Raw genomic sequence first — 25,440 nt, 5'->3', positions numbered from 1 at the left:
CGAAGCTTGGCGATGATCTCCTCCGACGTCAGGCTGAGCGCGGACGAGGATCCCCAGACCAGTACGAGGGCAGCCATTACGAACGATCGCAGCACTTACCCTCCTTGCGCGCACGCCGTCATCGGGTTGACTCCTTATCTAGCCGCCGACCGGCCCCGACAACGTCTCCAGTCCCGCCTCTATTGCCGCGATGTCCTGCTCGATTTGCGCAATCGACAACCTGCAGTCAAAGCCCACCCAGGCCTTCAGGTCTCCGGCAAGTCGCCGGCGATGGATCCTCAGCTCTTCAAGCGACTGGCGGTCTTTCACTCTTGCGTAGCCATCCACAATCAACTCAATCGCACTCGACATGACGCTACTCCACAAAAACATTCTGATTTAATCGAATAAAGCTTAGTGCAAGCCGCCCGTTCGGCGCAACTTGTGCGCTGGCTTTGTACAAAATGGCCCCTCCGCCGGCTTACGCTTCAGCCAATGGGGCGGCTGGGGAACAACAAGAGCCAGAGAGCCCCTCGAATGTCCAACCAGGCCGTCGTCAAAATCGGTCAAGATCATTGACGGGTTGGCATTGCACTCAGCGTCCAACGGCAAATTCTTCGGAAACGGTTGAGCACAGGGTTTTAGTTTCTTCTAGCTTTTCCCGAACGGGGGCGTCAAACTTGCGTCCATTGAGAACGTAATTTTTTCAGGACATTGCGATGGGAAAACCTGCCGTTTCCCGTGATGCCTTCCGGGGACTATTCGCTTTCTATGCGGCGAAGGCTCATCACGACCACAAGCCCGAGGCCGAACATTCCCTTTTGCGGATGTTCGGATCTGCGGACGATATACCCGATGCTTTGCTGCAGCAGTGGTCGGACAGAGCTGAGCTGCTCGGCTCCGAAACCGTTGGCCGCGTAATGGATCCACACGTCCGTCAAATCACGAACGGCAATGCACAATACGACCATGCCAGCGACTTTCTCCACACGCTGCTGAGAGACCTCGGGCGGAAAATGCGGTGATCGAACCGCCACGCCATTGGCGCTTATCAGACGCATAGACTTCGCAGCTTGTTTCCGGCGTTTTCGAGCGACTTGGACTTCATAAAAGACCTTCTGGCCTTCAGCCAAGCCCGATGAACCGGCGCGCTGCACTGCGCTAGGCTCTACCGCCGTCATCGGGTTGGATGAAGCCGACCCACGCCCATTAAACCACTGCAGTGTGTCCGCTGCCAGCTAGGTGTGATCGCAAAGGCCGTGTGAAATAGTTCACAGATTGGGAAAGAAAAGCTCGCTACCATGGAGAGAGCGGCGGAGATGCTCCGGCCTGCTGTTGCCCGGTCGTCTGCCCATCCGGCTTGATGATGAATTGTTTGTTGTCTCGGTAGCGGAAAAGGCGGCGACGATGATTGACGACGATTTGGTCCGGGCACATCGCAACAATATTCAACGCTATCACCTCTTATTGCATACCACTCTGACGGACTTCGAACGGCAGTATGTCGAAAGACGTCTGAGCGAGGAGCAATCGAAGCTGGATAGGCTAAAGACTCGTGCTCAAGCAAAGCGAGACGGCCAAGCGGCTACAGATCACGCAGGGTAGGACACCCGATGGAGCACACGGCTTGCTGTTAAGGGCTGCGGCAGAAAGGCTTGTGCGAGCAGCTGCGCAGCTTCAGCATTCCGAGCGGAGACAACTAGCCGAAGCACGGCAGCACCACCTAAACACTTGCACTCGCCCTTCGGTTGCGGTTGGATCGTCTTTTTAGGATTTGATCCAATGGCAATTCAATTGCTTGTGGCGAAGGTTCTCAGGGACGAGCTATCTTTAAGGGGCATGCAATCATTAAGCGTTGAAGATTCCGAGGCGATTGCTGCTCGCATCTTCGAGCGGATCACTGAGCTCGAGCTGGAACTTGCCGCCCGGGGGTTCAACATCCCCGCGAGCGGCGATGATAGACCAACGTGACGAGCCGAGCGTCATGTCCGTTTACGATCCGCTATTGAGGGAGCTGGTGCGCACAAGGGCGCAAACTATTCGGCTCACGTTCTCGGAAATCGAGGGAATTCTTGGGAGGCCGTTACCGCCGTCAGCTTACAAGTTCAGTGCCTGGTGGGGAAATGAGAGTTCGCGCAAAGCTGGGCACACGCAGGCGATGGCGTGGCTGCAGGCAGGCTTCACGGCCAGAGTTTCACTGAAACAGCGGGCAGTGGAATTCCATCGAGCCTAAAGGCTTGTACGTCGCGCCACCTTAGTGTTGCGAGCTTTCCCGCGCGTCCCGGCAGCGTCAGTCCACGGAGAATCAATCCGAACGCGGCGGCCTGTTCTACCCTCTCCTCGCGGTCCTCGGCTCTTCGGCCCTTCTCCTCCAAGGCTGCGTCGATGAAAAGGAGGTCCAGAATTGCATTCTTTGAGACAAAATAGCTACCATTGGAACGCCCCAGTGCTTGGGTTATCGCTCAAGCCGAATAGCGGCCTACTGGGCAGACGACGAAGAGGTTCACCGTACTGCCGATTTCAAGTGCCAAATCGATCAGGGCAGCACTCCGAAATCAATAAGCCAATACACCTAGGTGGCACCGGACAGATCACGCAACACTCTTCAACACCAAGGTTGTGGTTGCAATGGACGAGACCGCTGTGGCGTCGCCGCATGAGCGTGGCTCGAATTTTAGCCCGGGGAAAGGCGTACGTCCGAGCTCCTCGCCTCTGCGGGGCGACGCCTGGGGCGCGTCCGCGGTGAATGGCGCTCGCCGAGGTCCTATAGTCGGCACCGTCATCAGTTCAGCTTGAAAAACGTCTGCCCTAGCCGCTCCTTGAGCGTTTCCAGTAACGACAGTCTTGTATCAGGCGCCGCAGCTTGCGCTCCCGTTGCGGGTGCGGGAATAATATTCAACGGTTTCGCTGTTCGGCGGTTAGAGGCTTTTTTCCCAGATTCGCCTTTTGCCGCATGCTTCGGCTTCAAGACCTCGCCGCCTGATTTCGGAGTGACCGGCTTCCCGGCGACGTCAAGTTCGGAGAATGCGCACTGCAGAGGCCGAGCAGATTGCACCAACGTCGTCGATGTAGAAGGACTGATGTTCGACGGAGCCACAAGCGTCGGCAAACTGGTATCGATTATTACCCGTTCAGGTGCCCGCTCAACTGAGCTGATCCTTATGGACGGTCGCTCTACGTCACTGTTCCCTGGGCCCAGCGCCTGCTGCGGCAGGCACCAGCCGATTCCGATCATCAACAGGACGAGAGCGCTGCCGACGAATCCGAAGTATCTCATCAAAGGCACAGGCCGCCTCCGTTTGGGGACGACCTTGCGGCCTCGTTTGTTAGCAAAAAGCTAAAGGTAGATTAAAACGGAAGACATGGTTACTACGCACGTTGCGATGCAAAGTGGCTATCTCGCGGGCGTCCGTGACTTCGATGCTGCGTCGTAGATCTCGATCTTCAGCATCGGATACTTGGCCAACAATTCAAGGGCCGCTTTAGTCGCGGCGTCCTGATCAAGAAATTCAGTCTTGAAGCGACCATCGACGAGCATCGCAAAGCCGGTGGCCGGCGCGAGGTCAGCACGCCGAACTTGGTTTGGTTGCGGACGTTCCAGGTGAAGGGTTGTTTTGTTCATTCCTTACTTATCCGGCTGGAGAACGCCCTTGCTGCTGAGGCTCTCGCAAATCGCCGAATTGAATGCTTGGGGTTTCCCAACCGGCGTAAGCACAGAACAAGAGAACAGAGATTCGAAATGCAATCGACATGCCGCCCGCCTTTTCTTGTTGGTGAGGACGGTACAAGCAACGTCTTACGGCCAGCTTAGGAGAAAGGGTTTGCGCAAGGTATACGCCTGATCAAAAGTGCGAGGCTGGTTTGCCGAAGCCCCCGTCACATTTCTGTCGGTGACCGCACCGATTCAGCATTCATGAATGAATTCGCTATCGTGACCAGGTGTACTGCGGCGGTGCCCAGCTGCTCCATTTCCTTGTCAGCAGTGTAGGCTGAAGCCGCTCGTCGATAGGCGATTGCAACGGTTGCGTATGCATCCGTGATCAGTACAGCTGAATGGTCGTGCGCATCCTTGGCTTTCCGATCACGTGCTTGGACGACTTTTGTTGCCGCCTGAGCGGTTAATTCAGCAAGCATCTCGTTACTTAAGCTCGGATCATCAATACCAGGCTGACATGCAGAAGCCGCGCCGGCGATGGCCTGATAGTATTGGCGCTTTTGCCACTCATTGGCCGTCAGGTAACTCTGCAGCAGGCGGCGAGCCCTCACTTCAAGCTGCTTTCGATCGCTTCGGATCTTTTGATGATCTGAGCTAAGCCAGCGGAGCATCGTCTGCCTATTCACTTCGGCGCCTAACGCAAAGATCAAGGGGCTATAGAGTTCCATCAGCACACTTGAGCTCGTTCGCCCAGCGCCCTCGGGAAATGTTGAAGTCGATTACAGCCTGCAGGTCTAGCGAATGAGAACGAATTCTACGATGAATCAAGCGAGGGGAAAGAGGGAGTTGAGCGCAGGTCGAAAGTAATTTGCCTCCATGTTGCTTTGTCCGCCCTGCGAAGGATGCGTGCCGTCAGGGTATAAAGCTTGGTTTGCGGCAGCGGAGTCAGGGCCCCAGGTCGGATCGGCAGCCCAATCGACAACAAAGTCGCACTTTCCTTCACTCGGAAAACGTCGCAGACCCCCATCGGCGGTGGCCCGATTAACATTGAAGAGACCTTCGTTACGAGGATTGTGAGTGCTGATTCCGAGCTGCACGATTTTGCGTGAGGATTTAATTGCATCCTGGAAAGTGGCCAAGTACCCTGCAAATGCAGCAAGCCACGCTGAAGCGTCAGTCGAACGAAGATCGTTTTGTCCGGCCTGAACGAACAGGATGTTCGGGACATCTTTGAATGCGGCGATCACTGACGGTTGTCGGCCGAGCATATCTGCAAGAAGAGCACCATCCGTCGCAAAGCATTGCTGACTAGTCTCATGGACAGCGTTTGGTAGGTAGAGGGTGTGGTACGATATCGTCCTAGCCCCGCCATTATCGACACTGGAGCTTGAACCTTCGACGATGAGGTGACGCATTAGAGGCATTCACGTCGTCTCCCAGTTGCAGATCATCAGCGCAGCTGTACCAAGAGCATTTCGTCCCTACCTAGCTGCTCGGCGGAAGTGCATGGCGCCCCGCGCTGGTTGCAGAATCCGATCATGCTCCCCCAAGTAATCTGATTCAGCGCCTTGTTGTCCTGGTGCGACTTCCATTTGGAACGGGATCGAGCTGGGGCGTTTGTTCCTTGCAGCATAGGAGTTCAGAATGAGATCTTCCAGATTTCTCTTGGTAGCGGCGCTCGTTTTGACCAGCACCTCGGCTTTGGCGCAAGCTGGCGGAGGTGGTTCAGGTGGAGCTTCGGGAGGAGGAACAGGCTCAGGCAGCGCAGCGGCCGGCTCGATGTCGAGCAGTGGCACAGCGAACGGTACGGGTGGTTCGCCCGGACCTAACACGAGCAACGCTCTCAACCATCAAACCACGGGAAATCGGCTGGGCGATCCGGCTAGGAATGAGAACAATGGCTCTTCAACCCCCGCCAGCGGCTACGTCAACGATCCTACGATGAACAAGGCTGTGCAGGATTTGGGTAATACGAATACTGGTATTGTAGCGCCTACGCGCTAGGCCTCCGCCACCGGCGGGCGCCCCACATGAGCGCCCTGGTTGGAATTAGAACGGCTACCGCACGCCACGACGTGAAGACTATGCGGCGCGGCCCGAACGGGTTTAGCCAGACGGGCCCTTGGACTGATAAGCTTTTGCATAGAACCTTATCGGTTGGAGAACTGAGTCGACCAAACCTTATAAGTCGAGGCAAAAACGACGTAAGGCGCAGCACCTGAGCCGTAAAGCGCTGAAGGTTCGGTGCGTTCAACCCGGCTGATATAGCTACCCTTCTTCGAACGGGGCGCAGGCAATCTACCGTCTTAGGCACGGTCTTTTTTGCGGCCTCATGACGGCACCGAAACGCGAGGCCGTCCGCGCAACGTCGAGGCTAATCGCTGCCCAAAGCGCAACATTGCGCCAGAGGAGATCAGGCCTGCAATGTCGCTCCGGGAACCGGCTGTTGAACGCGTTCGTTCGGCAGCGCCGACTTACCTTTGAGGCTGCTCGGCGATCTGAAGAGCTTGGAGAGGATGACCCGGAAACGCGTCTGATCCGCCTCTACAGTCAGTCCTTACGGTTCGCATCTCCTTCTGACGCTCGGTATTGCGCTTCTCTGCCCAGAAATCCCGCAGCCATTGCCTAGCGGGGGTGCTGGTCAAGCCGAACGAATTAAGCTAACGTGCATGCCAGATCTTGTTCTCTGCATACATCGAGCTTCGCCCATGACCGCGCTGGACCTGTCGTTCCAGTATCTCTATGCGGCGCCCGGCCGGGACGCCCCGCTAGCCGGCGGAGCAATAAGTCTTTCCGGGGACCGGATCGCTGAGGTGAAACCCGCTGTCAGCAGCCGCGGTGGGCTCCTCGCGATGCCCGCGCTGGCGGATGCCCACGACCATGCGCGAGGGTTTCATCACATCGGCTTCGGCGCGAAGGACCAAAAGTTCGAATTGTGGCGCGCTGCGCTGTATGCCCAGCCGCCGATCGATCCTTATCTCAACGCTGCCCTTGCTTTCGGACGTCTGGCCCAGTCTGGCGTCGGATCTGTGATGCACGTCTATTCTTCCATCCGGGTCGACCGGCTGATCGATGATGCACGGGCGATCGCCCGCGCCGCGCGCGACGTAGGGATTCGCCTCGGTTTCGTCGTGCCGCTGCGGGACGTTCAAACTCTCGGCTATGGCCCGGACCAGGAGCTGCTCGCGCTGCATGATCCGCGCGACCAGGCGTTCGTAAAGGAGACCTGGCTATATCCCTTTCCCTCGCCCGAACGCTACATGGAGCTCGTGCGCGAGGTGGCCCGCGCCATCGAGGGGCCAACCGTAACAGTCCAGCTCGGGCCCAACAGCCCCCAGGCCTGCAGCGATGGGCTACTCGAGGCGATCGGCGACGCGTCTGCGCGCGAGAACCGTCGCGTGACCACGCATCTGCTCGAGACATCCATTCAGCGCAAATGGGCCGATGCGAGCTATCCCGGAAAGTTCATCCGACGCCTGTGCGACATGGATGTGATCAGCGAACGCTTCACCGGTGCCCACGGCGTTTGGCTCAGGCCAGATGAAGTCGCGCTGATGGCCGAGCGGCGCGCCCAGATCGCCGTCAACCTGAGCTCGAATTACCGTTTACGCTCCGGTGTTGCGCCGGTTGACAGCTATATCAAAGCCGGCACGCCTTTCAGTTTCGGCGTGGATTCCTTTGGTTTCGACGATGACGACGATGCCTTGCGCGAGTTGCGTATCGGCCACTGGGTCTTCTCACCCGTTGACACCGACGCGCCTTTGACCCAGGAGCTGTTGTTTCGCGGATGGCATCAGAACGGCTTCCTTGCAGTGAATGGCCGCAATGATTACGGCAGGCTCGCGCCCGGGGCGCCCGCCGACATTCTCGTGCTCGATTACGAGGCGCTCAGCTACGATCTGATCGAGAACATGATCGACCCGCTCGAAGTCGTTCTCACGCGCGCCAGCTCCCGCCACGTCAAATCGCTTTATGTCGCCGGGCGCGAGATCGTGCGCGATGGCAAGGTTACGGGCGTGGATCTTCCCGCTATCGAGCGGGAAGTAATCGCGCAGACTAGACGGGGTGCGGAGCGGGCCCGCGCGCTAAAACCGGTTTTGGAGCGCTCCCAGGCGACTCTCGAAGAATTCTACAGGGCCGGCGGCCACACCCGCGCCGCCAGATGACACCGATCATGCTTTCCGATACATCTCAACCTGTGGCACGATCGCTGGCACACGTCTTGCCAGACCTGGCATGCAGGTCCTGCTTCTTCCGCGCGTTCCATCGTCGACACATCTTTTGTCTTGAACCGTTTGTGTGACGACCACCTTGATCCCTTAGCTGCTGGAGGCACTCTCATGTCGAAATTCGTTCTGCGGGCGCAAGCCCTCGCCGTCACGACGACGCTGCTACTCGCGGGCGGTGCCTGCCTTGCGGACACCATCAAGGTCGGCGCGGTCTATCCGCTGACGGGTCCCGTCGCCGAAGACGGCGCCACCGTGCTCAAGGGCGCCAAGCTCGCGGTCAAGCTGTTCAACGATGCCGGCGAATTTAAAGGCGACAAGATCGAACTGCTGGTCGAGGATGGCGCTTGCATTCCGGCACAGTCCGTTGCGGCCGCCGAAAAGCTGGTATCCTCGAGCAAGGTCGTGGCCCTCGCTGGTGCCTTCTGCAGCTCCTCCACCGGAGCGACGATGGACGTTGCCCTCCGCTACAAAGTGCCGATGGTTTCGGGCGTGTCTACCGCGCCAAACCTGACCGAGCGCGGCAATCCATACCTTTTCCGCATCCAGGCTACTTCACAGATGCTCGCTGATGCCTTCGCGCCGAAGATGATGGAACTCGCCGGCGGCAAGAAAATCGCGTTCCTGGTCGTCAACGACGATTGGGGACGCTCGATTGCACAATACTACAAGACATCGCTGGAGCGCAGTGGCGCGCAGCCGGTCTCCACGCAGATCTTCGATGCTAACGAAACGGACCTGTTCTCCTACATCACCAACATCAAACGCGCCGAACCCGATGCGATTATGATGGCCGCCAATACGCAGAACGCGGTAACCGTGACCGAGCAACTGCGGCAGATGAACATAAAGTCCCGGCTGTTCGCCGAAGGCTCCTTCACCGCCAAGTCCTATTATGACGTTGTCGGCAAGAAGGGCGACGGCATCAACGGGCTGATGCCCTATGTCTCGACCTATGACAGCCCCATGAGCAAGAAGTTCGTTCAGATGTACAAGGCAGCCTATGGCGAATTGCCGAACAACAATGCGGCGGCCGGTTTTGAGGAACTCACTATCATCACGAACGCGATCAAGACCTCGGGCAAGATCGACCCTCAGTCGATCCGCGACGCAATCGCAACCAGCACAACGCCCGGGCCCGCCGGCGACATCAAGTTCAATGAAAAGGGACAGGGCTACGGGTTTACAGTGTTTCTAACACGCAACGAGAACGCCGCTCCAATGATCGAGGGCACGGCACAGATCGCAAAACCCTGAGCCGGATGACGTCGACAGGCCATGGATCTCATTCCTCAATACATCTTCAACGGCCTGGTCGTCGGATCCAGCTATGCTTTGATCGCGGTCGGTCTGACCGCAATCTTCGGGCTGATGGAGATAGCTAACTTCGCTCATGGTCAGTTCTACATGCTGGGGGCGTTCTTCGCCTACACGCTGACGCGCCTGCTTGGCCTCGATTTCTGGACCGGTCTCGTCGGCAGCGTGATGGGCGTCATGATCGTCGGTATCGTGCTGGAGCGAACCCTGTTCCGCATCTTGCGGGGGGCCTCTCTGTCCAGCAGCGTACTAGCAACTATTGCGCTCTCGATATTTCTCGAGAACCTCGCGCTTAACGTCTGGGGTCCCCGGCCCCAGAAGATCCCGACGCCGTTCGAAACCGGCAGCATCGAATTCGCCGGGGTCTTCACCACGCCGGAGCGACTCTTAATGCTCGCGGTAACGGTCGTGATCGTGATCCTCTTGCATGTTGGGCTGCGGCACACCCAGACCGGCAAGGCGATCCGCGCTACTTTCCAGCAGCGCGAGGCCGCGGCGCTGGTCGGAATCGACATCGACCGCCTCTATACGCTGACCTTCGCCATCGGCGCTGGCGTCGCGGGGCTCGCCGGAGTCCTGCTCGGCACGATCTTCGTGGTTCAGCCGGCGATGGGTGGTATAGCCACTCTGAAGGCCTTCATCGTCGTCACGCTAGGCGGCATCTCCAGCTTTGCCGGTGGTATTGCCGGGGGTCTCTTGCTGGGTCTGGCGGAGAGCTTCGGCGCGATCATCTCGCCCGCCTACAAGGACGCGGTCGGCTTCATTCTCGTAATGCTCGTCCTGCTCTACAAGCCGGACGGCCTGTTCGGGAAACGGTCATGAAGTCGCGTGTCAGCTTGCCGTCCTGGCTTGCACTCTCCGTGACTGCTCTCATCCTTCTTGTACTGCCACGGCTGATCGGCACGGACTATTACCTGCACATCGCCATCATCTCGCTAGTGTTCGTGATTCTTGCGACCAGCCTGGACATCCTCGTTGGCTACAGCGGACTCTTATCGCTCTGCCACACCGCATTCTTCGCGTTCGGCGCCTATGCGGCGGCACTCCTGTTTCTCCACTTCCAAATGTCGCTCTGGTTGACGATGTTCGCGGGCGGCGTCTTTGCGGCATCAATCGCCTGGCTGCTCGGCCTGCTCGTGCTCAGCGTTCGCGGCCATCGCTTTATTATCACCACCGTAATCTTCGCCGAAATCGGTCGGCTGATAGCCTACAACTGGACTGACCTCACGCAGGGCCAGATCGGCCTGTCTGGAATTCGTCCCCCTGTTTTCGATCTACCTGGGTTGCCGCGCATCGATTTCAGCTCGCGCGAGGCCTACTACTATTTAGCCCTCGTGGTCACGACGACCTGCGTGACGATCATTTGGAGAATCACCCATTCCCCCATCGGCTGGCGCATGCTGGCCCTGCGCGAGAATGAAGCCCTCGCTGAGGCGAGCGGCGTGGACACGCGGCGCATCGCAACCACGGCCTTCGTCTCCAGCGCCTTTTTCGCCGGGCTAGCTGGGGCCGTCTATGCGCACTACACTGGTTTCGTCAGTCCCGACCTCTTCTACTTCACCTACACCACCACCATGCTGATAATGGTTTTCCTGGGTGGCAAGGGCACCATCATCGGACCTGTCATTGGTGCTGTGCTCTTTACCATCCTGCCCGAGGCCTTGCGCGTCACTGCGAACTACCGCCTCATGGCCTTCAGTGCCATCCTCCTCGTTCTCGTCGTGTTCGCGCCCGAAGGACTGGTCGGCCTCTTTGCACGAATTCGGCGACGTTTCGCTGGGCAAGGGAGCGTCCAGGATGCTTGAGGCGATGGATGTCAGCGTCTCGTTCGGTGGCGTCCATGCGGTGCGTGCGGTCAGCTTTCGTGCGGAGGGCCGGGACATTACAAGCGTCGTTGGCCCGAACGGCGCAGGCAAGACCACCCTGTTCAACGTCCTCACGGGATTCCAGAAGCCGAACATTGGCAATGTCGTCTTCGCCGATCGGAGCATCGTTGGGCTGAAGCCGAGCGGGATCGCCGCCCTCGGTCTCGTGCGTACGTTCCAGAAGACGGAGGTATTCAAGGGCCTCACTGTGGAGCGGGCGGTCGAGATCGGCACAACTTGTGGAAGGGACTTCCCGATGTGGCAGACGGTATGGCCTGGCGCCATCGGTCGCGCGCGCGAAACGGCCCGAAACGAAGCGAGGCGCATTCTGCAGAGGTGCGTCCTCGAAGATGTCGCCGGTGAGCCATGCGCCGCGCTGTCTTATGGCGAACAGCGCATTCTCGAAATCGCACTCGCCCTTGCGGCGCGACCGCGCCTGTTGATGCTCGACGAGCCGGCCTCCGGACTCAATCCGACCGAGGCCCGCCGGCTCGGAGATCTGATCACCAGTATCCGGGCGGACGGCGTCGGCGTAATCCTGATCGAGCACAACATGCAACTGGTCATGCGGATCTCGGACAGCATTATCGTCCTGCATCATGGTGAGAAGATCGCCGAGGGCACGCCTTCTGTCATTGCCCGTGACCAGCGCGTTGTTGATGCATATCTTGGTGGAAGTGGCTTTGCTGCAGCTTGAGAAAGTCGAAAGCGGCTATGGCCGCGCCCGCGCCCTCCATGGTGTCGATCTCACGGTGGCTGCCGGGGAGGCCGTGGCTCTGATCGGGGCCAATGGTGCCGGCAAGTCCACAATCCTGCGCGCAATTTCGGGCCTCAACAGCTTGCTCGCCGGCTCTATCCGCTTCGATGGCAAAGAAATCGGCAATGCGACGCCGCGGCAGATCGTGCGGCTCGGCGTAGCCCACTGCCCGGAGGAGCGAAAGATCTGGCCGAACCTCACGGTTCTGGAACATCTAGAGCTCGGTGCAACCATTCGCGGCGGCGCCGGCACCCAGGACATCGACGAGATGTACAAACTGTTCCCGATTCTGGACGAGCGGCGGCATCAGCTCGCCGGCACGCTTTCTGGCGGCCAGCAGCAGATGGTCGCTATTGCGCGGGCGCTGATGTCCCGCCCACGACTGCTCATGCTCGATGAGCCCTCTCTCGGTCTTGCGCCGAAGGTGACGGAGGAAGTGCTCACCACTATCCGGCGCGTCAACGGCACCGGCACCGCCATCCTTCTAGTCGAGCAGAACGCCAGCCTCGCGCTTGCAGCCACAAGTCGGGCCTACGTTATTGAGAACGGGCTGATGTCCCGCGAAGGATCGACCGCCGAACTCGCGAACGACCCGGCAATCCGCAGCGCTTATCTGGGGTTTTGATTCTCATGCGCCGCCTCATCGAGAACATCGACACACTACACACCTGCGACGATGAAGGCCGCGTGCTGCGCCGCGCGTGGATCGTCGTCGCGGGCAGCAGAATTGCAGCGCTGGGCGACGGCCCGCCCCCCGCCGGCGACTTCGATGAGCGAATCGATCTGTCCAGCTCGGTGGCAATGCCTGGACTGGTGAATGCCCACCATCATTTCTTCCAGACTCTGACGCGCGCCCTGCCGCGGGCTCAGCGCGGTCACCTGCTCGACTGGCTATCGGTGCTCTACCCCGTCTGGGGCCTGATGCAGCCGGAGGATCTCGCTGCAGTGGCTTCAGCCAGCGCAGCTGAGCTGCTGCTCACCGGTGCGACCACCACCGTCGATCACTTCTATCTCGTTCCGCGCTGCGAGGACGCGTATCTAGAGACCGAAGTCGAGGCGCTGGGCCGCATGGGCATCCGACTCCATCTCGTGCGCGGCAGCATGACGACGATCGAAAGCGATCTGGAGGCACGCCTCAGCATTACGCTCGGCCCACGCGCCGGCGGTATTATCGATGACCCAGCACCGGTACTCGCCTCGATGCGCCGGGCAGTGGAACGCTGGCACGACGCATCGGCGGGTTCGATGCTCACCGTCGCGCTCGGCCCGACGACACCGACCTGGGGCGATCCGGATTTCATGCGAGCAGTAGCGCAGCTGAGCGACGAGCTCGCCGTCGGGATCCATATGCACGTGCATCCGCAGAGTACCGACCGGATGCTGTGCCGGGATCAGTTTGAAAAAGGTCCGGTCGAATGGCTTGATAGCCTCGGCATGCTGGGACCGCGAACCTGGTTCGCCCATGCCACGCGGATGAACGATAGCGAGATCGCTCTGCTGGGCGAGCGCGGCGTCGGTGTCGCCCATTGCCCGCGCATGATCATGCGCCTGGGCGCCCGTATTCCTTATATTCACCGCATGCGTGCGGCCGGCATGCCGGTCGGCATCGGTGTCGATGGCGCCGCCAGCAATGATAGCGGCTCAATGCTCAATGAACTGCGATTGGCCTTGCTGTTGCACCGTCTCGCCGATGGTGGCGGCGAGGTCGCGCCGGAGTTTTGGATGACGCCACAGGACGTGCTCGGAATGGCCACGCGCACCGGGGCCGCATTGATCGGCCGCAGCGACATCGGTGCGATCGCGCCCGGCATGCAGGCCGATATCACCGCCTTTGACATGCGCGGCGTCGGTTTCGCCGGCGCGCGCGCCGACCTTCTGTCCGGACTGCTTCTTGCCGGAGACAATACCACGAGTTCGCTCACCATGGTCGGAGGGACGCCGCTGGTGGTGGACGGCAATCTGCTTCGGCAGGACGAAGAGGCACTGCGAGCTGCTGCGGATCGCGCAGCCGAGCGGGTTATCGAACGCGCGGCCCGCCTCACCGGCATCGACTATCTCGCATTCACGGACGGCCGCGCCTGATTGGGCCGCCCTTTCCAGGGTCATCAACACATGCGTGCACTCGTAGTCACGGCTCATCCTCTTGAAGAGAGCTTCAATTGCGCTCTACGCAGGACGATCGTCCAGGCTCTCAATGAGGCTGGACACGAAGTCGATGTGTGCGATCTCTACGCGGAGAACTTCCAGCCCGTTCTCGATGCGGGCATGCGCAGCCGCTATTTCGATCCTGCGGTCAATCGTACCGGCGTCGAGCACTATGTCGAGCGCCTGTTCGCGGCCGAGGCGCTGATCCTTTGCTTTCCGGTGTGGTGCTTCGGGCCACCGGCCATCCTAAAAGGATTCATGGATCGGGTCCTGATCCCGGGCGTCTCCTTCGCGCTCGGGGATGACGGTCGCATGCATCCCAATCTACGTCACATCCGCCATCTCGTCGGCGTGACGACGTATGGCCGTTCGCGTCTCGACGCATGGTATATCGGCGATCCGCCGCGACGCATCATCACGCGCTATCTGCGCTGGTTCATGGCGAAGGATGTTCGCGTTCGTTACCTGCCGCTGTACAACCTGCATCGTAGCGACGCATTGCATGCGGCGCGGGATCACGCTCCGTTTCTGCAGCGGGTGAGCTCCGAGATGCGGAAACTCGGTTGAGGACATAACGTGAGCAGATCGACTGCGATAGATCGTCTCGGCAGACGCGTAAGCGTTCGCGGTGCCCTGTCCGACCGATACTTCCTCGGTGCCGAGCCAGCCCGGCTTTCCTGCCGATCGGCACAAACTCTATTGATCGCCGGACTCTCGCTTGCGTGCGGGTGCCGGCCGCCCCCTTCCGTTCCGCCCCCTGCAAGCCATCGGTTCTGGTTGAAGCTCGGAGATCAGGCGTGATCCGTATCGGCAACCGAAAAGGTCGAAGCCACGACTCGCCCGCCGAACAGTACGGTGCGCTCGCGTGCCCCACCGGCGACGAGGCTTTCGACGTCATCCGAGCGCGCAACGAGAAGATCAGCCCGCGCACCCACGCGCAAGCCAGCATCGAGCTCCATCAACCCGGCCGGGATGCGGCTTACCATATCGAAAGCTTGTCCGAGATCGTTGATGCCGAGATGACCGGCCAAAAGGGTCCAGCGCGCAATCTCGAGAAGATCGCCGGAGCCTGTCGGCACGAAAGCATCCTGGATATTGTCGGAAGCGGCTGCCACCGGCACGCCGCGCGCGATCAGTTCGCCAACACGCGTGAGCCCCCGCGGCGCCAATCGATCGGCGCTGCGCCCCTGCAGGAAGAGATTGGCCGCGGGCAACGTCACGACGGCAACCCCGGCCTCGTGCAGGAGGTCGATCGTGCGCAGCGCATCATCGCGCGGCATCGCGCCGAGAGCGGAAGAATGCCCCGCAACGACGCGCCCGGCGAGGCCGCGCTCACGCGTCATGCGGGCAAGTGCGTCGAACAGCACCCTGCCAGCATCAATATGCTCGTCGATATGCATGTCGAGCGGCCGGCCGGTACGCTCTGCCGTGTCGAAAAGCAGTTCCATGAAGGCCAGCGGCTCGCGAGAATAGGCTGGCACGCCGCCGATCACGTCGGCGCCGAGCGCCAGCGCAGCGGACAGCCACTCTTCGCTTTCAACGAGCATCGAGGGCGCCTCGCCGGTCAGATGCGCCACCACCTGGATGTGCATCCGATCGCGGCATCGCTCGCGCATGGCGACCATCGCCTCGATCCCGCGCAGTCCAGTCTGCGGATCGATATTGGTATGCGTGCGGATCGCAACCGTGCCGAGGGCGCTGCAGTTCTCGACGGTCCGCAGCGCGCGCGCGATCATGTCCTCCGCCGTGATCGTCGGCGCGATGCCCCTGTACGCCGCGATGGCGCCCTCCAGCGTTCCTGCCGGATTATTGATCAGCGCGCGGGTGCGAGACTTGTCGAGATGCTGGTGGATGTCGACGAGACCCGGCACCACGAGGCGGCCCTCAAGGGCCATCACCTCCGCGCCGTCCGCGGGCAGCCCTCGCCCTATTGCGGAGATGCGACCGTTCGTTCCGATCCGGATGTCGAGGAGCTCCGGCGCGCTTGCGCCTTCTCGGCAGATCCGTCCACCCCTGAGAAGGAGTTCGAGGCGCATTCGGACGAGCTCCCGGCGCTAAGGGTTTTCAAGAAAGAGGCCAGAATGTTCCGACCGCCGCACAAAGTGCAGGAAATCGGCGATGCCGTCGCTGAGCATGGCCAAGTGATTGCGCATCAGGGTACCGGCAGTGGCGGCATCATTGTCGATGATTGCCCGCAGCACCTGCTCGTGCTCAAGCTGGGAGGAGATCATCCGTCCGGGCTGGAAAGTAATCGTACGGCGGTACGGCGCGGTTTTGAGCGACAGCCTACGCAGTTCATCCTGCAGCACGCGATTATGGCACGCCTCAGCGATGGCATTGTGGAAATCGATATTGGCGTCATAGAAGGCATCGGCATCGCCGCTGATTGCCGCCTTACCGCAGGCTTCGTGCGCCTTGCGCAACACATCACGCTGCTCATGCGTGATCCGACGCGCCGCCTGCACGCAAGCCAGCGCCTCCAGTTCGGCAACCACGCTGAGCGCATCGAGCAGCTCCGCAACCGACATCTGCGCGACCTGAAGTCCCTGACGCCCACGCGCGACGGCAAGACCGCTCGCCGAGAGCCGCTGCAGTGCCTCGCGTACCGGCGTCCGGGAAACCTGGTAGCGATCGGACAGCTCGCGCTCGTCGAGCCGCGAGCCAGGACGGACACGCCCCCGCAGGATCTCCTCTTCCATCCGCTCGGCGATGTCGCTCGCCAGGGAGGAATCCTCGCCGCGCGACGGCTTCGGCGATTGTTTCGCAGGCGGATTGGTCTCGGCGACTGGCCGCGCGCGACGCGGACGGCTGGATTGGGCAGTGGTGCGTGCAGTCATGAGGCGCAGCAAGCCTTGCAATGAGGGATTCGAAGTAGAGCATGTTTGTACATCGCCGCAGCCAGAAAAACCACCTCGCACGCGATTGCATGCCAAAAACGCTTGTTGGCATGCACGTTTCAGCTTAAACAGAGCGAAAGTCGAGGCCCCGTCCCATGAAGCGCTTTGAGACCCGCAACGCCCATTTCGACCGGCTGGTGAACACCCCTGGCCTGAAATGGTTGGGCCAGAACACCAACCACATTCCCGCCCATCCGGCCGTCATCGACGCCATGGTCGCCTGCGCGCGGGACGAGCAGTTTCACGTCTATGCCCCGCCTGCCGGCCTCGAGGCGCTGCGCGCTGGCATCGTCGCCGATGTGGGGCTACCCGCGCAGGCCGCCCTCGTCTCGGATGGGGCCGTCGCCTCGCTCTATCACGTCTGCCACACCCTGCTGCGCGCCGGCGACGAATTCATCACAACCGACCCGACCTGGAACTGGCCGATGGCGTTTGCTCGTTCGGTCGGCGCCACGGTGACCCAGATCCCGATTTATGGCGCGGAGCACAATTACCGGCTCCATCCGGCTCGTCTGGCCGCGGCGATCACACCGCGCACGAAGATGATATACATCGTCGATCCGAACAATCCGCTCGGCGTAGCCTGCACGAAGGCTGAGATCGAGGAGATCGCTAAGATCGCGCGCACGGCCGGAGCATGGCTGGTGCATGACTGCACGTATCGCGACTTCGCGCACGAGCATCACCTCGCCGCTTCGATCTATCCGGAGCGTACGATCACAATCTACAGCTTTTCGAAATGGCTCGGTCTTGCCGGGCTCCGTGTCGGCGCAATCATTGCGGATCCCGAGGTCCTCGAGCAACTTGCAGCCGCCCCGCCCAACAATCTCGGCTCAAGCATTTTGTCGCAGCGGGCTGCCCTCGCCGGTCTTGCGATCAAGGCCGAGTGGTTTCCGCAGGTACTGGACATCACGCGCCGCAACCAGGCCATGATCTACGATGGCCTGCCCCGCGTGGAAGGCCTCTCGATGCCCGTATATCCCTCAAACGGCAACTTCATCGTGATTGAATGCAGCGCCAGCGGCGTACAGCCGGAGGCGCTGGCCGCCGCCTATGGCGAGCGCGGAATCATGATCCGCCAAGGCGCCTACCACACCCCGAATTTCGGCGACCGGTTTGTCAAGGTCTCGACATCGGTGCCGCAGATCTGGGTGGAGGAATTCGTTGAGCTGCTGCCTGCGATGATGGAGCGGGCGCGCGGAATCAACCTGGACACGCCGCTGTTCTGACAACCGTAGCTGAAGGGTCGGCGCGATGGATTTGCAATTGGGTGGCAAGAAGGTTCTGATCACGGGCGCCTCGCAGGGCATCGGCGAAGGTCTCGCCCATGCCTTCGCCACCGAGGGCTGCCATCTTCACCTCACGGCGCGTTCGGCCGAGAAGCTTGCCACGCTGGCGCGAGAAATTGGCGAGCATAACAACGTGACGATCACTTCGACCGCCCTCGACATGACGGAATCCGGCGCCCCCGAGCGCATCGTCGACGAAGCGGGGAACGTCGACATCCTGATCAACAATGCCGGCGTCATTCCCAGCGGCACGATCTTCGACATCGGGCCGGAGAAGTGGCGCGATGGCTGGGCTCTCAAAGGGTTCGGATATGCCGACATGATCCGCCTCGTCTATCCGCGCATGAAGGAGCGCGGCGGCGGCGTCATTCTCAACAATATTGGCAATGGTGGCGAGATCTGCGATCCGCAATATATTGAGGGTGCCGCCGGTAATGCCTCGATCATGGCGATGACGAGGGCTCTCGGTGGTCGCAGCCTCGACGACAATATCCGCGTCGTCGGCGTCAATCCAGGTCCGGTCGACACGACGCGGATCTACAACATGCTGCGGAAGTTCGCGGAGAATACGCTGGGCGATCCGGCACGGTATGGCGAATTGCTGGCAAAATATCCGCTCAAGCGCCCCGCGAAGATCCACGAAATCACGGACTTATTCCTCTTCCTGGCTTCCTTCCGCTCCGGCTACACCTCGGGCACCATCGTCACGGTCGACGGCGGGATCGCCTCACGGCGCTCGGTCGTTTGATTAAACTGAATAGCAGGACCCTGCCATGGCAATCGCGACAACATCCGATGGCGTGAAGTTGCACTACGAGAGCGCTGGATCAGGCACGCCAATCGTGTTCGTCCATGAGTTCGGCGGCAACCACTGGAGCTGGGAGCCGCAGATGAACTTCTTGACGCGGCGTCACCAGTGTCTAACCTTCGCGGCGCGCGGATTTCCGCCGTCTGAAATCCCTCAAGACGTAACGTCCTACTCACAGGCGCGCGCGGCGGATGACATTTTCGACATCATGGACTCCGCCGGCTTGGCCAGAGCTCATCTAGTCGGCCTGTCCATGGGCGGCTTCGCCGTTCTGCATGCTGGCCTGCGCCGGCCCGAGCGCGTCCTGTCGGTCTGCGCAGCCGGCGCCGGGTATGGCGCCGAAAAAGCCCATGAAGAGTACTTCAAGGGCATCTCCGAGCAGGTCGCCAAGAACTTTGAAAAGCAGGGCTCGGAGCTTTTCGCGAAAACCTATGCCGAGGGCGCCTCGCGCGTGCAGTTCCAGGAGAAGGACCCGCGCGGTTGGGCGTTGTTTGCCGAACGGCTGGGTAAACATTCATCCAAGGGCGCCGCCAACACCATGCGCGGCGTCCAGATGCATCGACCTTCGCTCTACGATCTAGAGCCGGAGTTCAGCAAGATGAAGCCGCCCGTGCTCGTAATGGTCGGCGATGAGGATGACCACTGCTTGCAACCTGGCATTTTCCTGAAGAAGACCGTGCCCGCCTGTGGCCTTGCCGTATTTCCGAAGAGCGGCCACACGCTTAATCTGGAGGAGCCAGCGCTGTTCAACCTTCTGCTATCAGAATTCCTCGCCCAGGTCGAAAGTGGTCGCTGGAACAAGCGCGACCCGCGCGCCAATCCGGCGCAGATCATGCGGACGGACTGAGGCGATGCGCCCGTCCGATCGCGTAGATTGCGCGCGGCTGTTGGGACGGCTGTCGGAGCTCGCCCGCTTTGGTGCGCGCGAGGATGGCGGCGTCGATCGCCAGGCACTCACAGCCGCTGAAATCCTTGCTCGCGCCGAGCTGGTGCGCTGGGGACGAGAACTCGGCCTTCGTCCCTACACTGACGCCGCCGCCAATCTCTTTCTTCGTCTGGAGGGCGCGGAGCCGTCACTGCCGCCGATCCTTACCGGCTCCCATATCGACAGCCAGCCGACTGGTGGCAAGTTCGACGGCGCCTACGGCGTGATCGCCGCGCTGGAGACGGTGCAAGCCATTCGCGACGCCGGCTTGCAGCCCCGACGCTCAATCGAGGTGGTGGCTTGGACCAACGAGGAAGGCTCTCGCTTCTCGCCCGGCATGACCGGCTCGGATCTCTTTACCGGCACGCGTCAGCTCACCATCATCGAAAGCGACACCGACGCCGCGGGGGTCCGGCTCGGCGACGCACTCGCCGGCGTTCTTGGTGCCGATGTGGATATCCCGCTCAGGCCGTTCCAATTTGAGGTCGCAGCTTTCATCGAGGCCCATATCGAACAGGGCCCCCTCCTCGAACGCGCCGGCATTCCGGTTGGCGTTGTCACGGGCATCCAGGGCACCCGGCGCTACCGCGTCCGCGTCCACGGTGAGCCGGCGCACGCGGGCACCGCCGACCGTGCTGAGCGCAAGGACGCGTTAATGGCTGCAGTCCGCATGATCGCCGCCATCGATGCGGCCGCATCGAGCCCTGCCGACACCAAGCTCACTGTCGGCCTGTTTGAGATCAAGCCCAATGCCCCCTCCGTAGTACCGGCGGACGCGTTGTTTTCAATCGACCTGCGTCATCCCGACAATGCAGTAGTCGACCGGCTCGATGCCGAGATCCGCAAGATCGTCGAGCGTGAGCGCGGCCCCTGTACCGTCGAGCTGAAACAGATCCAGCACTCGCCGTCGCTGACCTTCGATCCCGCGGTCCGTGGCACAATCGCGCGCTGCGCGCAGGTGCTCGGGATTCCGCATCAGGATATTCATTCGGCAGCCGGTCACGACGCGCGACAGCTGCATTATGTCTGCCCGACAGGCATGATCTTTGTGCCATGCCGCGACGGCATCAGCCACAACCCGGCCGAATGGAGCGAGCCAGACGACCTCACCGCCGGCACGCGTGTCCTTGCCGATACCGTGTGGACGCTCGCGAGCGAAGCATGACCAGCCCGCCTACCGGGTCATTGATCGGTACCCCCGTGCGGCGCCGGGAGGACCTTCGCTTCGTGACTGGGCGGGGCTGCTATACTGACGATCTGTGGCCCAAAGGGATGCTGCATGGCCTGGTCGTCCGCGCTCTCCGCGCACACGGTCGCGGCCTGTCAATCGATGCCTCTGCGGCGCGGACAATGTGCGGTGTGCATCTTGTCCTCACCGGGAGCGATCTCGCGAGCGCTGGCCTGGCACATGTTCCGGTTGACCTACCGCCGCCGGGCGCGACTTTCGAGACGTGGCACGCTCGCCCGCAACCGGTTCTGGCCATCGAGGAGGTACGCTACGTGGGCGACCCGCTTGCTTTCATTGTTGCCGAGAGCATAGCGGCGGCAAAAGACGCTGCCGAGGCGCTCATCATCGACATGGAAACATGCGACCCATTACCGAGCCTATCGGCCGGCGCATCGGACTTTTCGTACGAGGAAGGCGATGCCAACGCCGTGACAGCGCTGATGGCAGCTGCCCGTCGCATTGTAGAGCTCGATATTCCTGTGCACCGGGTCGACGCGCTACCGCTAGAGCCGCGCGGCTGCCTTGGCCATTTTCAGGATGATACCTTCACGCTGCACGTCTCGACACAACGCGTTCAAATCCTGCAGCGCTCATTGGCAGACCGGATCTTCCATGTGCCCCGCGAACGCATGCGCGTCGTCGCGCCGGACACTGGCGGCGGCTTCGGCCAGAAAAACGGCGTCTACCCTGAATACGTCTTGTGCCTTGAGGCTGCGCGCCGCCTCTCTCGTCCCGTGAAATGGATACCCGAGCGCAGCGAGGCGATCAGCTCCGGGTGTCACGCGCGCGACAATCACTTTCATCTTGCCGCTGCCCTCGACGATGAAGGCCGCATCCTGGCAATTGAGGCGACTCGACGAATGAATCTCGGCGCCTATGCATCGTCGCGATCGATGGTGCCGGTGCAGAACGGCCTGACGCACCTGACGGGCGTCTACCCTGTTTCTCAAGCCCACGTGCGTGTCGATGGTGTTTTCACCAGCACTGCGCCGACCTGCTCGTATCGCGGCGCTGGCCGCCCCGAGAATGTCTATGCCTGCGAGCGTCTTGTCGACGTCGTCGCAAGAACCTGCGGCAAGGATCCGATCGCATGGCGGCGTGCAAATTGCCTAAGCAGCAAGCAGCAGCCATTGACATCGCCGCTCGGTACCACTTTCGAGGGTCACGACTTCCACGGCCTGCTCGAAGCGGCGCTAGCGCGGCTGGATTACGATCACTTCCGCGCACGGCGGCGAACGAGCGCTAGCTCAGGGTGGTTGCGCGGGTTCGGTGTCGCGCTGTTCGCGGAAGATCTCCACGGCTCCAACGAGCCGATCCCCGCACGGCTTGAGTGGAGCGGCGAGCGACTGGAGCTAGTCGTCGGGACGGGCTCGGCCGGTCATGGACACGAAACGACGTTTCTCCAGATGACCGCGGAGCGTCTGGGACTGCCAATGGAGCGTCTCGGCTTCGTGCAGTCCGATACGGCACGCATGAGCGAAGGCGTCGGAACGGCCGCGTCCTGGTCCACTACCCTCGCCGGTTCATCCGTGCATTTGGCAGCGGCCGCAGCTATCGAGAATGCCTGCGAGATCGCCGGCGAACTCCTCGAGGTCTCGCCTAACGACATCGAATTTGCCGAGGGTCGATTTCGCGTGGCCGGCACGGATCGCTACGTCCGCTGGGACGATATCTTCGCTCACGCGCCGGACTTCACGGCAGGTGCGGCGTTCGCCGGGACAGGACATAATGTCACCGCCTCGTGCCATGCTTGCGAGATTGAGATCGAGAAGGAAACAGGGACGGCTCGCCTGCTCACCTATGCCATCGCGCAGAATTCGGGAGTTGTCATTAATCCGATGATCTTCATCGGCCAGCTTCATGGTGGTATGGCCCAGGGCCTAGGCCAGGTCCTGATGGAGCACATCGTCTATGACGAGGCCGACGGCCAGCTCCTCTCCGGTTCGCTCAGCGACTATGCGTTGCCCCGGGCCACTGACCTGCCATACATCGCGACGGACATCCAGCCGTCCCGGGCGCTCGATAATCCGCTCGGCGTCAAAGGCGTCGGGGAGGCCGCCGCGACCGGATCGCCGGCCGCAGTCGCCAATGCCATCATCGACGCGCTCGCCCCGCTCGGAATTTTACATCTCGATCCGCCATTCACCAGCGAAAAGCTTTGGAGAGCCATTCGCGATCATCGCAAGCGATAGCGTAAAGAGCTGCAGGTCTCATTGTTCCCTAGACGCTTACGCCGCTGAAACCGCAGTAACTTATCTGGCGGCTGGCGGACGCCACTCTCGCACGATAGCGTACCACAAACGCGCCGCTACCCTTGTTTGCTTCTGGCTCTTCTGCCAACTACCTAAAGCCCCCCCGAGGACGTCCACGCAAAGGCCGCGACTGATAAGCTTTTGGCAACAACCTTATCAGTCCGCCAACTGGGTCCGTTTTGCTCGAACGCTTATCGACCTCCAAACTGACTCATTTCGAAAGCCCCGTGAGTCGTCCTGGATGATCCTGTGCGTTCCGTAGCTCAATCCCGGGGCAATGGCAAAGCGAGTGGAATCTCCGAACGCAGTTAGTGCCTTCGCCTGTTTGAACTTTGAAGCCGCCCGTTGCTCTCGCGGCGATATCCCGCTCCACCTGGGCGATCCGCGACGAGCACCTCTGTTGTGGAACCCGCGTGGAAAGATTGTGCTAGCCTTCAGGGACAAAGCGCCCCTCAAGAGTGCCACACAACATTAGATCGCCGGGCCGAAACGTTCTATTAACTCAATAGGCCACGGGATCGTTGTAACAGTTTAATACTGACTGGCAGACGCTACCAGTGAGGATGATGCCCGCGATCCGCTGCATCTTGCCCTTGAACTCTAGGCCTGCTGACGGCGGAGCGAATGCCATCAAGCGAGTGGCCGTCTTATGTCCCTTTGCGGCAATATCAGCCGAGAGTGGAAAGGCTCCGAGGTCTCACATGGGTCAACAGCGGTCATAGGGGCGGCCATGACAGACTGCAAGGCACGCTCGACGTTCATTTCAACTGGAAAATATCTTTCAAGAACGCCTTAACGTCTTCGTGGGATTTGTTCGCCGCCGCTTCTTGGTAGTAGGCGCCCGTAAATCCTTTTTCAAAACAAGAATCGCTTGGCGAAAGCGGTCGCTTCGTCTCGTTGTTTAGAATTACGCCATTCTCGCCTTCTTCAAGACGGCATTGTCGGATGGTGAGCCCCTGCTCAACTCTGAGCGGTGTCCGGTACACCGGGGCGTCGAATTGGTGGTATGCGTCCGGGTATTCGATCATACTTGCGCTCTTGCCCGCTTTCGAAAGTCGCTCCGCGTACTCGCGGCACGGCGCTAGGGGAGTAAGATCGTCAGCTGTCCCGTGCAGCATGAGGATCGGTTTCTTCACGTCCTCCTCGTCGCGAAAGCGCGTATTGCAAATTGCGTAGGCGGATATGTGTCCGACAAACTGCAGGTCCGGGTTACCGTACATTTTCTGAAACCGAGACATGCTGGAATAGAGCGCGGCGGAAGCGCCCTGCGAGAAACCCATCACTGCAATCCGCGAGGGGTCGATCCTTGGCTCTTTGGCGACTACTTCGAGCGCGCGGTAAGCGTCGATAATCCTGGTCAGAAAGGAGATTTTGCCTGGGTCGGCCGGATAATTGACGAGTCCGCGACCGGCATAACTGTCAACTGCGAATGTGGCTATGCCTATTTCATTCAAGACTCGCGGCCATTCCTCGTAGGGCGCACCTTCTGTGATGGGGCCACTCGCTGAATGAAGCAGAATGACGACTGGTTGTCTCGCAGACCCCAATTTAGCAAACCGCAGTTGCCCGGCGAGTGCGATTGGCGTGCCTTTTTTGCCCATCAGAAAATCAGCGGCTGATACGGTTTCTGAGGGGATCGAATAGAACGCTTCCCGCGCGAATTGTGCTTCAGCTTTTTCGCAAATCAATGACAACAACAACAACGCTCCGGCGAGCGCAATGACCAGATTCATGACTACCTCCAAAACTATTCCAACAAAAAAAGCCACTAAGGATAGCACGGATGAGGAGCGCCTCAAGGGGGGCAAGAAGGTATGACGACGGCAACAAGCTGTCTCTGTTGAGTCACAAGCGGTCCTGCACCGGCTGATCGCGGCAGGTCAGCCATGAGCCGATAGCGGACGAACCGCGGACATTCCGGATCTGCAGCTTTGCGCCACAAAGAGACATCAGGCTCTATATCTCGGATTCCAGTTACCGCTCGACCCCCGGGACGATGACCATGTTGTCAGGTCCCCTGGCTGGCGTTGATTCTCAGTGGAAGAAGGGCTTGGTACTCCGGGGACTCATACCAAGTACGAGCGGCCACGACCGTGG

General features: G+C 60.5%; 24 protein-coding genes and 1 pseudogene. 15 read left to right on the top strand and 10 right to left on the bottom strand.

From position 1 onward, the window contains the following. Nucleotides 1-138 precede the first annotated feature (138 nt). Both AC0L3S_RS20205 and AC0L3S_RS20200 read right to left on the bottom strand, forming a co-directional pair. Nucleotides 139-351, bottom strand: a complete 213-nt coding sequence (locus AC0L3S_RS20205) for a hypothetical protein (RefSeq protein ID WP_129276097.1) — start codon at nt 349-351, stop codon at nt 139-141. Nucleotides 352-737: 386 nt separating this feature from the next. Beyond that, nucleotides 738-1,136 carry a hypothetical protein gene (locus tag AC0L3S_RS20200; RefSeq protein WP_473280828.1) on the bottom strand — a complete coding sequence of 133 codons (399 nt, stop codon included), beginning with the start codon at nt 1,134-1,136 and terminating at the stop codon, nt 738-740. Nucleotides 1,137-1,761: 625 nt separating this feature from the next. On the opposite strand from AC0L3S_RS20200, the gene AC0L3S_RS20195 reads away from it, so the two are divergent. Continuing rightward, nucleotides 1,762-1,950 (top strand): hypothetical protein, encoded by a 189-nt coding sequence (locus AC0L3S_RS20195; protein ID WP_247289126.1) that lies wholly within the window; start codon nt 1,762-1,764, stop codon nt 1,948-1,950. Further along, a complete protein-coding gene (locus AC0L3S_RS20190; RefSeq protein WP_456768591.1) occupies nt 1,934-2,212 on the top strand; it encodes a DUF7662 domain-containing protein in 279 nt (92 codons plus the stop codon). The genes AC0L3S_RS20195 and AC0L3S_RS20190 overlap by 17 nt, the downstream gene beginning before the upstream one ends. A 549-nt stretch (nt 2,213-2,761) precedes the next feature. Here AC0L3S_RS20190 and AC0L3S_RS20185 read toward each other — a convergent pair. From AC0L3S_RS20185 to AC0L3S_RS20170, 4 genes are all read right to left on the bottom strand, one after another. Further along, nucleotides 2,762-2,947, bottom strand: coding sequence for a hypothetical protein (locus AC0L3S_RS20185; protein WP_473280826.1), 186 nt, complete (start codon nt 2,945-2,947; stop codon nt 2,762-2,764). 426 nt (nt 2,948-3,373) lie between these two features. Next, on the bottom strand, nt 3,374-3,601 hold the full coding sequence (locus AC0L3S_RS20180; RefSeq protein WP_129276101.1) for a hypothetical protein: 228 nt from the start codon (nt 3,599-3,601) through the stop codon (nt 3,374-3,376). 254 nt (nt 3,602-3,855) lie between these two features. After that, nucleotides 3,856-4,368 carry a hypothetical protein gene (locus AC0L3S_RS20175; protein WP_354208852.1) on the bottom strand — a complete coding sequence of 171 codons (513 nt, stop codon included), beginning with the start codon at nt 4,366-4,368 and terminating at the stop codon, nt 3,856-3,858. Nucleotides 4,369-4,458: 90 nt separating this feature from the next. Next, the gene (locus AC0L3S_RS20170) at nt 4,459-5,049 is read right to left on the bottom strand and encodes an SGNH/GDSL hydrolase family protein (RefSeq protein ID WP_354208853.1); all 591 of its coding nucleotides are present in this window, start codon (nt 5,047-5,049) and stop codon (nt 4,459-4,461) included. A 1,293-nt stretch (nt 5,050-6,342) separates the two neighbouring features. On the opposite strand from AC0L3S_RS20170, the gene AC0L3S_RS20165 reads away from it, so the two are divergent. The 8 genes from AC0L3S_RS20165 to AC0L3S_RS20130 all read left to right on the top strand — a co-directional run bounded on the left by AC0L3S_RS20165 (nt 6,343) and on the right by AC0L3S_RS20130 (nt 14,511). Then, complete coding sequence (locus tag AC0L3S_RS20165) at nt 6,343-7,800, top strand: amidohydrolase family protein (protein WP_473280823.1); 1,458 nt, start codon at nt 6,343-6,345, stop codon at nt 7,798-7,800. Nucleotides 7,801-7,974: 174 nt separating this feature from the next. After that, on the top strand, nt 7,975-9,117 hold the full coding sequence (locus AC0L3S_RS20160; RefSeq protein ID WP_473280820.1) for an ABC transporter substrate-binding protein: 1,143 nt from the start codon (nt 7,975-7,977) through the stop codon (nt 9,115-9,117). Nucleotides 9,118-9,138: 21 nt separating this feature from the next. Then, complete coding sequence (locus AC0L3S_RS20155) at nt 9,139-9,999, top strand: branched-chain amino acid ABC transporter permease (protein WP_473280817.1); 861 nt, start codon at nt 9,139-9,141, stop codon at nt 9,997-9,999. Then, nucleotides 9,996-10,982, top strand: a complete 987-nt coding sequence (locus AC0L3S_RS20150; protein WP_473280814.1) for a branched-chain amino acid ABC transporter permease — start codon at nt 9,996-9,998, stop codon at nt 10,980-10,982. Before AC0L3S_RS20155 ends, AC0L3S_RS20150 begins: the two co-directional genes overlap by 4 nt. Further along, complete coding sequence (locus tag AC0L3S_RS20145) at nt 10,975-11,739, top strand: ABC transporter ATP-binding protein (protein ID WP_129276108.1); 765 nt, start codon at nt 10,975-10,977, stop codon at nt 11,737-11,739. The genes AC0L3S_RS20150 and AC0L3S_RS20145 overlap by 8 nt, the downstream gene beginning before the upstream one ends. Then, nucleotides 11,720-12,424, top strand: a complete 705-nt coding sequence (locus tag AC0L3S_RS20140; RefSeq protein ID WP_473280838.1) for an ABC transporter ATP-binding protein — start codon at nt 11,720-11,722, stop codon at nt 12,422-12,424. Before AC0L3S_RS20145 ends, AC0L3S_RS20140 begins: the two co-directional genes overlap by 20 nt. 5 nt (nt 12,425-12,429) lie before the next feature. Beyond that, nucleotides 12,430-13,881, top strand: coding sequence for an amidohydrolase family protein (locus AC0L3S_RS20135; protein ID WP_473280811.1), 1,452 nt, complete (start codon nt 12,430-12,432; stop codon nt 13,879-13,881). Further along, a complete protein-coding gene (locus tag AC0L3S_RS20130) occupies nt 13,882-14,511 on the top strand; it encodes an NAD(P)H-dependent oxidoreductase (RefSeq protein WP_473280808.1) in 630 nt (209 codons plus the stop codon). Between the two features lie 224 nt (nt 14,512-14,735). Here the strand turns inward: AC0L3S_RS20130 and AC0L3S_RS20125 are convergent, their stop codons facing one another. Both AC0L3S_RS20125 and AC0L3S_RS20120 read right to left on the bottom strand, forming a co-directional pair. Further along, entirely contained in the window at nt 14,736-15,980 is a 1,245-nt protein-coding gene (locus AC0L3S_RS20125; protein ID WP_473280805.1) for an amidohydrolase family protein, read from the bottom strand. 18 nt (nt 15,981-15,998) lie between these two features. Further along, nucleotides 15,999-16,781 (bottom strand): GntR family transcriptional regulator, encoded by a 783-nt coding sequence (locus tag AC0L3S_RS20120; protein ID WP_473280802.1) that lies wholly within the window; start codon nt 16,779-16,781, stop codon nt 15,999-16,001. A 149-nt stretch (nt 16,782-16,930) separates the two neighbouring features. Between AC0L3S_RS20120 and AC0L3S_RS20115 the strand changes: the two are divergent. From AC0L3S_RS20115 to AC0L3S_RS20095, 5 genes and pseudogenes are all read left to right on the top strand, one after another. Beyond that, a pseudogene (locus tag AC0L3S_RS20115) lies at nt 16,931-18,070 on the top strand (pyridoxal phosphate-dependent aminotransferase); the annotation flags it as partial. 25 nt (nt 18,071-18,095) lie between these two features. Then, complete coding sequence (locus tag AC0L3S_RS20110; RefSeq protein ID WP_473280800.1) at nt 18,096-18,878, top strand: SDR family oxidoreductase; 783 nt, start codon at nt 18,096-18,098, stop codon at nt 18,876-18,878. Between the two features lie 94 nt (nt 18,879-18,972). Then, nucleotides 18,973-19,785: an alpha/beta fold hydrolase gene (locus AC0L3S_RS20105; protein ID WP_473280798.1), complete on the top strand. Its 813-nt coding sequence runs from the start codon at nt 18,973-18,975 to the stop codon at nt 19,783-19,785. A 4-nt stretch (nt 19,786-19,789) separates the two neighbouring features. Continuing rightward, nucleotides 19,790-21,028, top strand: coding sequence for a M20 family metallo-hydrolase (locus AC0L3S_RS20100; RefSeq protein WP_473280796.1), 1,239 nt, complete (start codon nt 19,790-19,792; stop codon nt 21,026-21,028). Beyond that, nucleotides 21,025-23,283, top strand: a complete 2,259-nt coding sequence (locus AC0L3S_RS20095) for a xanthine dehydrogenase family protein molybdopterin-binding subunit (RefSeq protein ID WP_473280794.1) — start codon at nt 21,025-21,027, stop codon at nt 23,281-23,283. Before AC0L3S_RS20100 ends, AC0L3S_RS20095 begins: the two co-directional genes overlap by 4 nt. Before the next feature lie 818 nt (nt 23,284-24,101). Here AC0L3S_RS20095 and AC0L3S_RS20090 read toward each other — a convergent pair. Both AC0L3S_RS20090 and AC0L3S_RS20085 read right to left on the bottom strand, forming a co-directional pair. After that, nucleotides 24,102-25,076: a dienelactone hydrolase family protein gene (locus AC0L3S_RS20090; RefSeq protein ID WP_473280791.1), complete on the bottom strand. Its 975-nt coding sequence runs from the start codon at nt 25,074-25,076 to the stop codon at nt 24,102-24,104. A 275-nt stretch (nt 25,077-25,351) separates the two neighbouring features. Next, nucleotides 25,352-25,432, bottom strand: a complete 81-nt coding sequence (locus AC0L3S_RS20085) for a DUF1330 domain-containing protein (protein WP_473280836.1) — start codon at nt 25,430-25,432, stop codon at nt 25,352-25,354. Nucleotides 25,433-25,440: the final 8 nt, after the last annotated feature.

This window comes from Bradyrhizobium sp. Ken01, assembly GCF_055807355.1.
Note: the sequence above shows the minus strand (reverse complement) of the source record. Positions and strands in the feature narration are given on the sequence as shown.

What these genes read in the sequence shown, in the direction of transcription:
- AC0L3S_RS20190 (WP_456768591.1), top strand. Translation starts at nt 1,934, where the DNA reads ATGATAGACCAACGTGACGAGCCGAGCGTCATGTCCGTTTACGATCCG.
- AC0L3S_RS20170 (WP_354208853.1), bottom strand. Translation starts at nt 5,049, where the DNA reads ATGCGTCACCTCATCGTCGAAGGTTCAAGCTCCAGTGTCGATAATGGC.
- AC0L3S_RS20155 (WP_473280817.1), top strand. Translation starts at nt 9,139, where the DNA reads ATGGATCTCATTCCTCAATACATCTTCAACGGCCTGGTCGTCGGATCC.
- AC0L3S_RS20090 (WP_473280791.1), bottom strand. Translation starts at nt 25,076, where the DNA reads ATGAATCTGGTCATTGCGCTCGCCGGAGCGTTGTTGTTGTTGTCATTG.
- AC0L3S_RS20120 (WP_473280802.1), bottom strand. Translation starts at nt 16,781, where the DNA reads ATGACTGCACGCACCACTGCCCAATCCAGCCGTCCGCGTCGCGCGCGG.
- AC0L3S_RS20135 (WP_473280811.1), top strand. Translation starts at nt 12,430, where the DNA reads ATGCGCCGCCTCATCGAGAACATCGACACACTACACACCTGCGACGAT.
- AC0L3S_RS20125 (WP_473280805.1), bottom strand. Translation starts at nt 15,980, where the DNA reads ATGCGCCTCGAACTCCTTCTCAGGGGTGGACGGATCTGCCGAGAAGGC.
- AC0L3S_RS20150 (WP_473280814.1), top strand. Translation starts at nt 9,996, where the DNA reads ATGAAGTCGCGTGTCAGCTTGCCGTCCTGGCTTGCACTCTCCGTGACT.
- AC0L3S_RS20205 (WP_129276097.1), bottom strand. Translation starts at nt 351, where the DNA reads ATGTCGAGTGCGATTGAGTTGATTGTGGATGGCTACGCAAGAGTGAAA.
- AC0L3S_RS20110 (WP_473280800.1), top strand. Translation starts at nt 18,096, where the DNA reads ATGGATTTGCAATTGGGTGGCAAGAAGGTTCTGATCACGGGCGCCTCG.
- AC0L3S_RS20180 (WP_129276101.1), bottom strand. Translation starts at nt 3,601, where the DNA reads ATGAACAAAACAACCCTTCACCTGGAACGTCCGCAACCAAACCAAGTT.
- AC0L3S_RS20165 (WP_473280823.1), top strand. Translation starts at nt 6,343, where the DNA reads ATGACCGCGCTGGACCTGTCGTTCCAGTATCTCTATGCGGCGCCCGGC.
- AC0L3S_RS20145 (WP_129276108.1), top strand. Translation starts at nt 10,975, where the DNA reads ATGCTTGAGGCGATGGATGTCAGCGTCTCGTTCGGTGGCGTCCATGCG.
- AC0L3S_RS20195 (WP_247289126.1), top strand. Translation starts at nt 1,762, where the DNA reads ATGGCAATTCAATTGCTTGTGGCGAAGGTTCTCAGGGACGAGCTATCT.
- AC0L3S_RS20100 (WP_473280796.1), top strand. Translation starts at nt 19,790, where the DNA reads ATGCGCCCGTCCGATCGCGTAGATTGCGCGCGGCTGTTGGGACGGCTG.
- AC0L3S_RS20160 (WP_473280820.1), top strand. Translation starts at nt 7,975, where the DNA reads ATGTCGAAATTCGTTCTGCGGGCGCAAGCCCTCGCCGTCACGACGACG.
- AC0L3S_RS20095 (WP_473280794.1), top strand. Translation starts at nt 21,025, where the DNA reads ATGACCAGCCCGCCTACCGGGTCATTGATCGGTACCCCCGTGCGGCGC.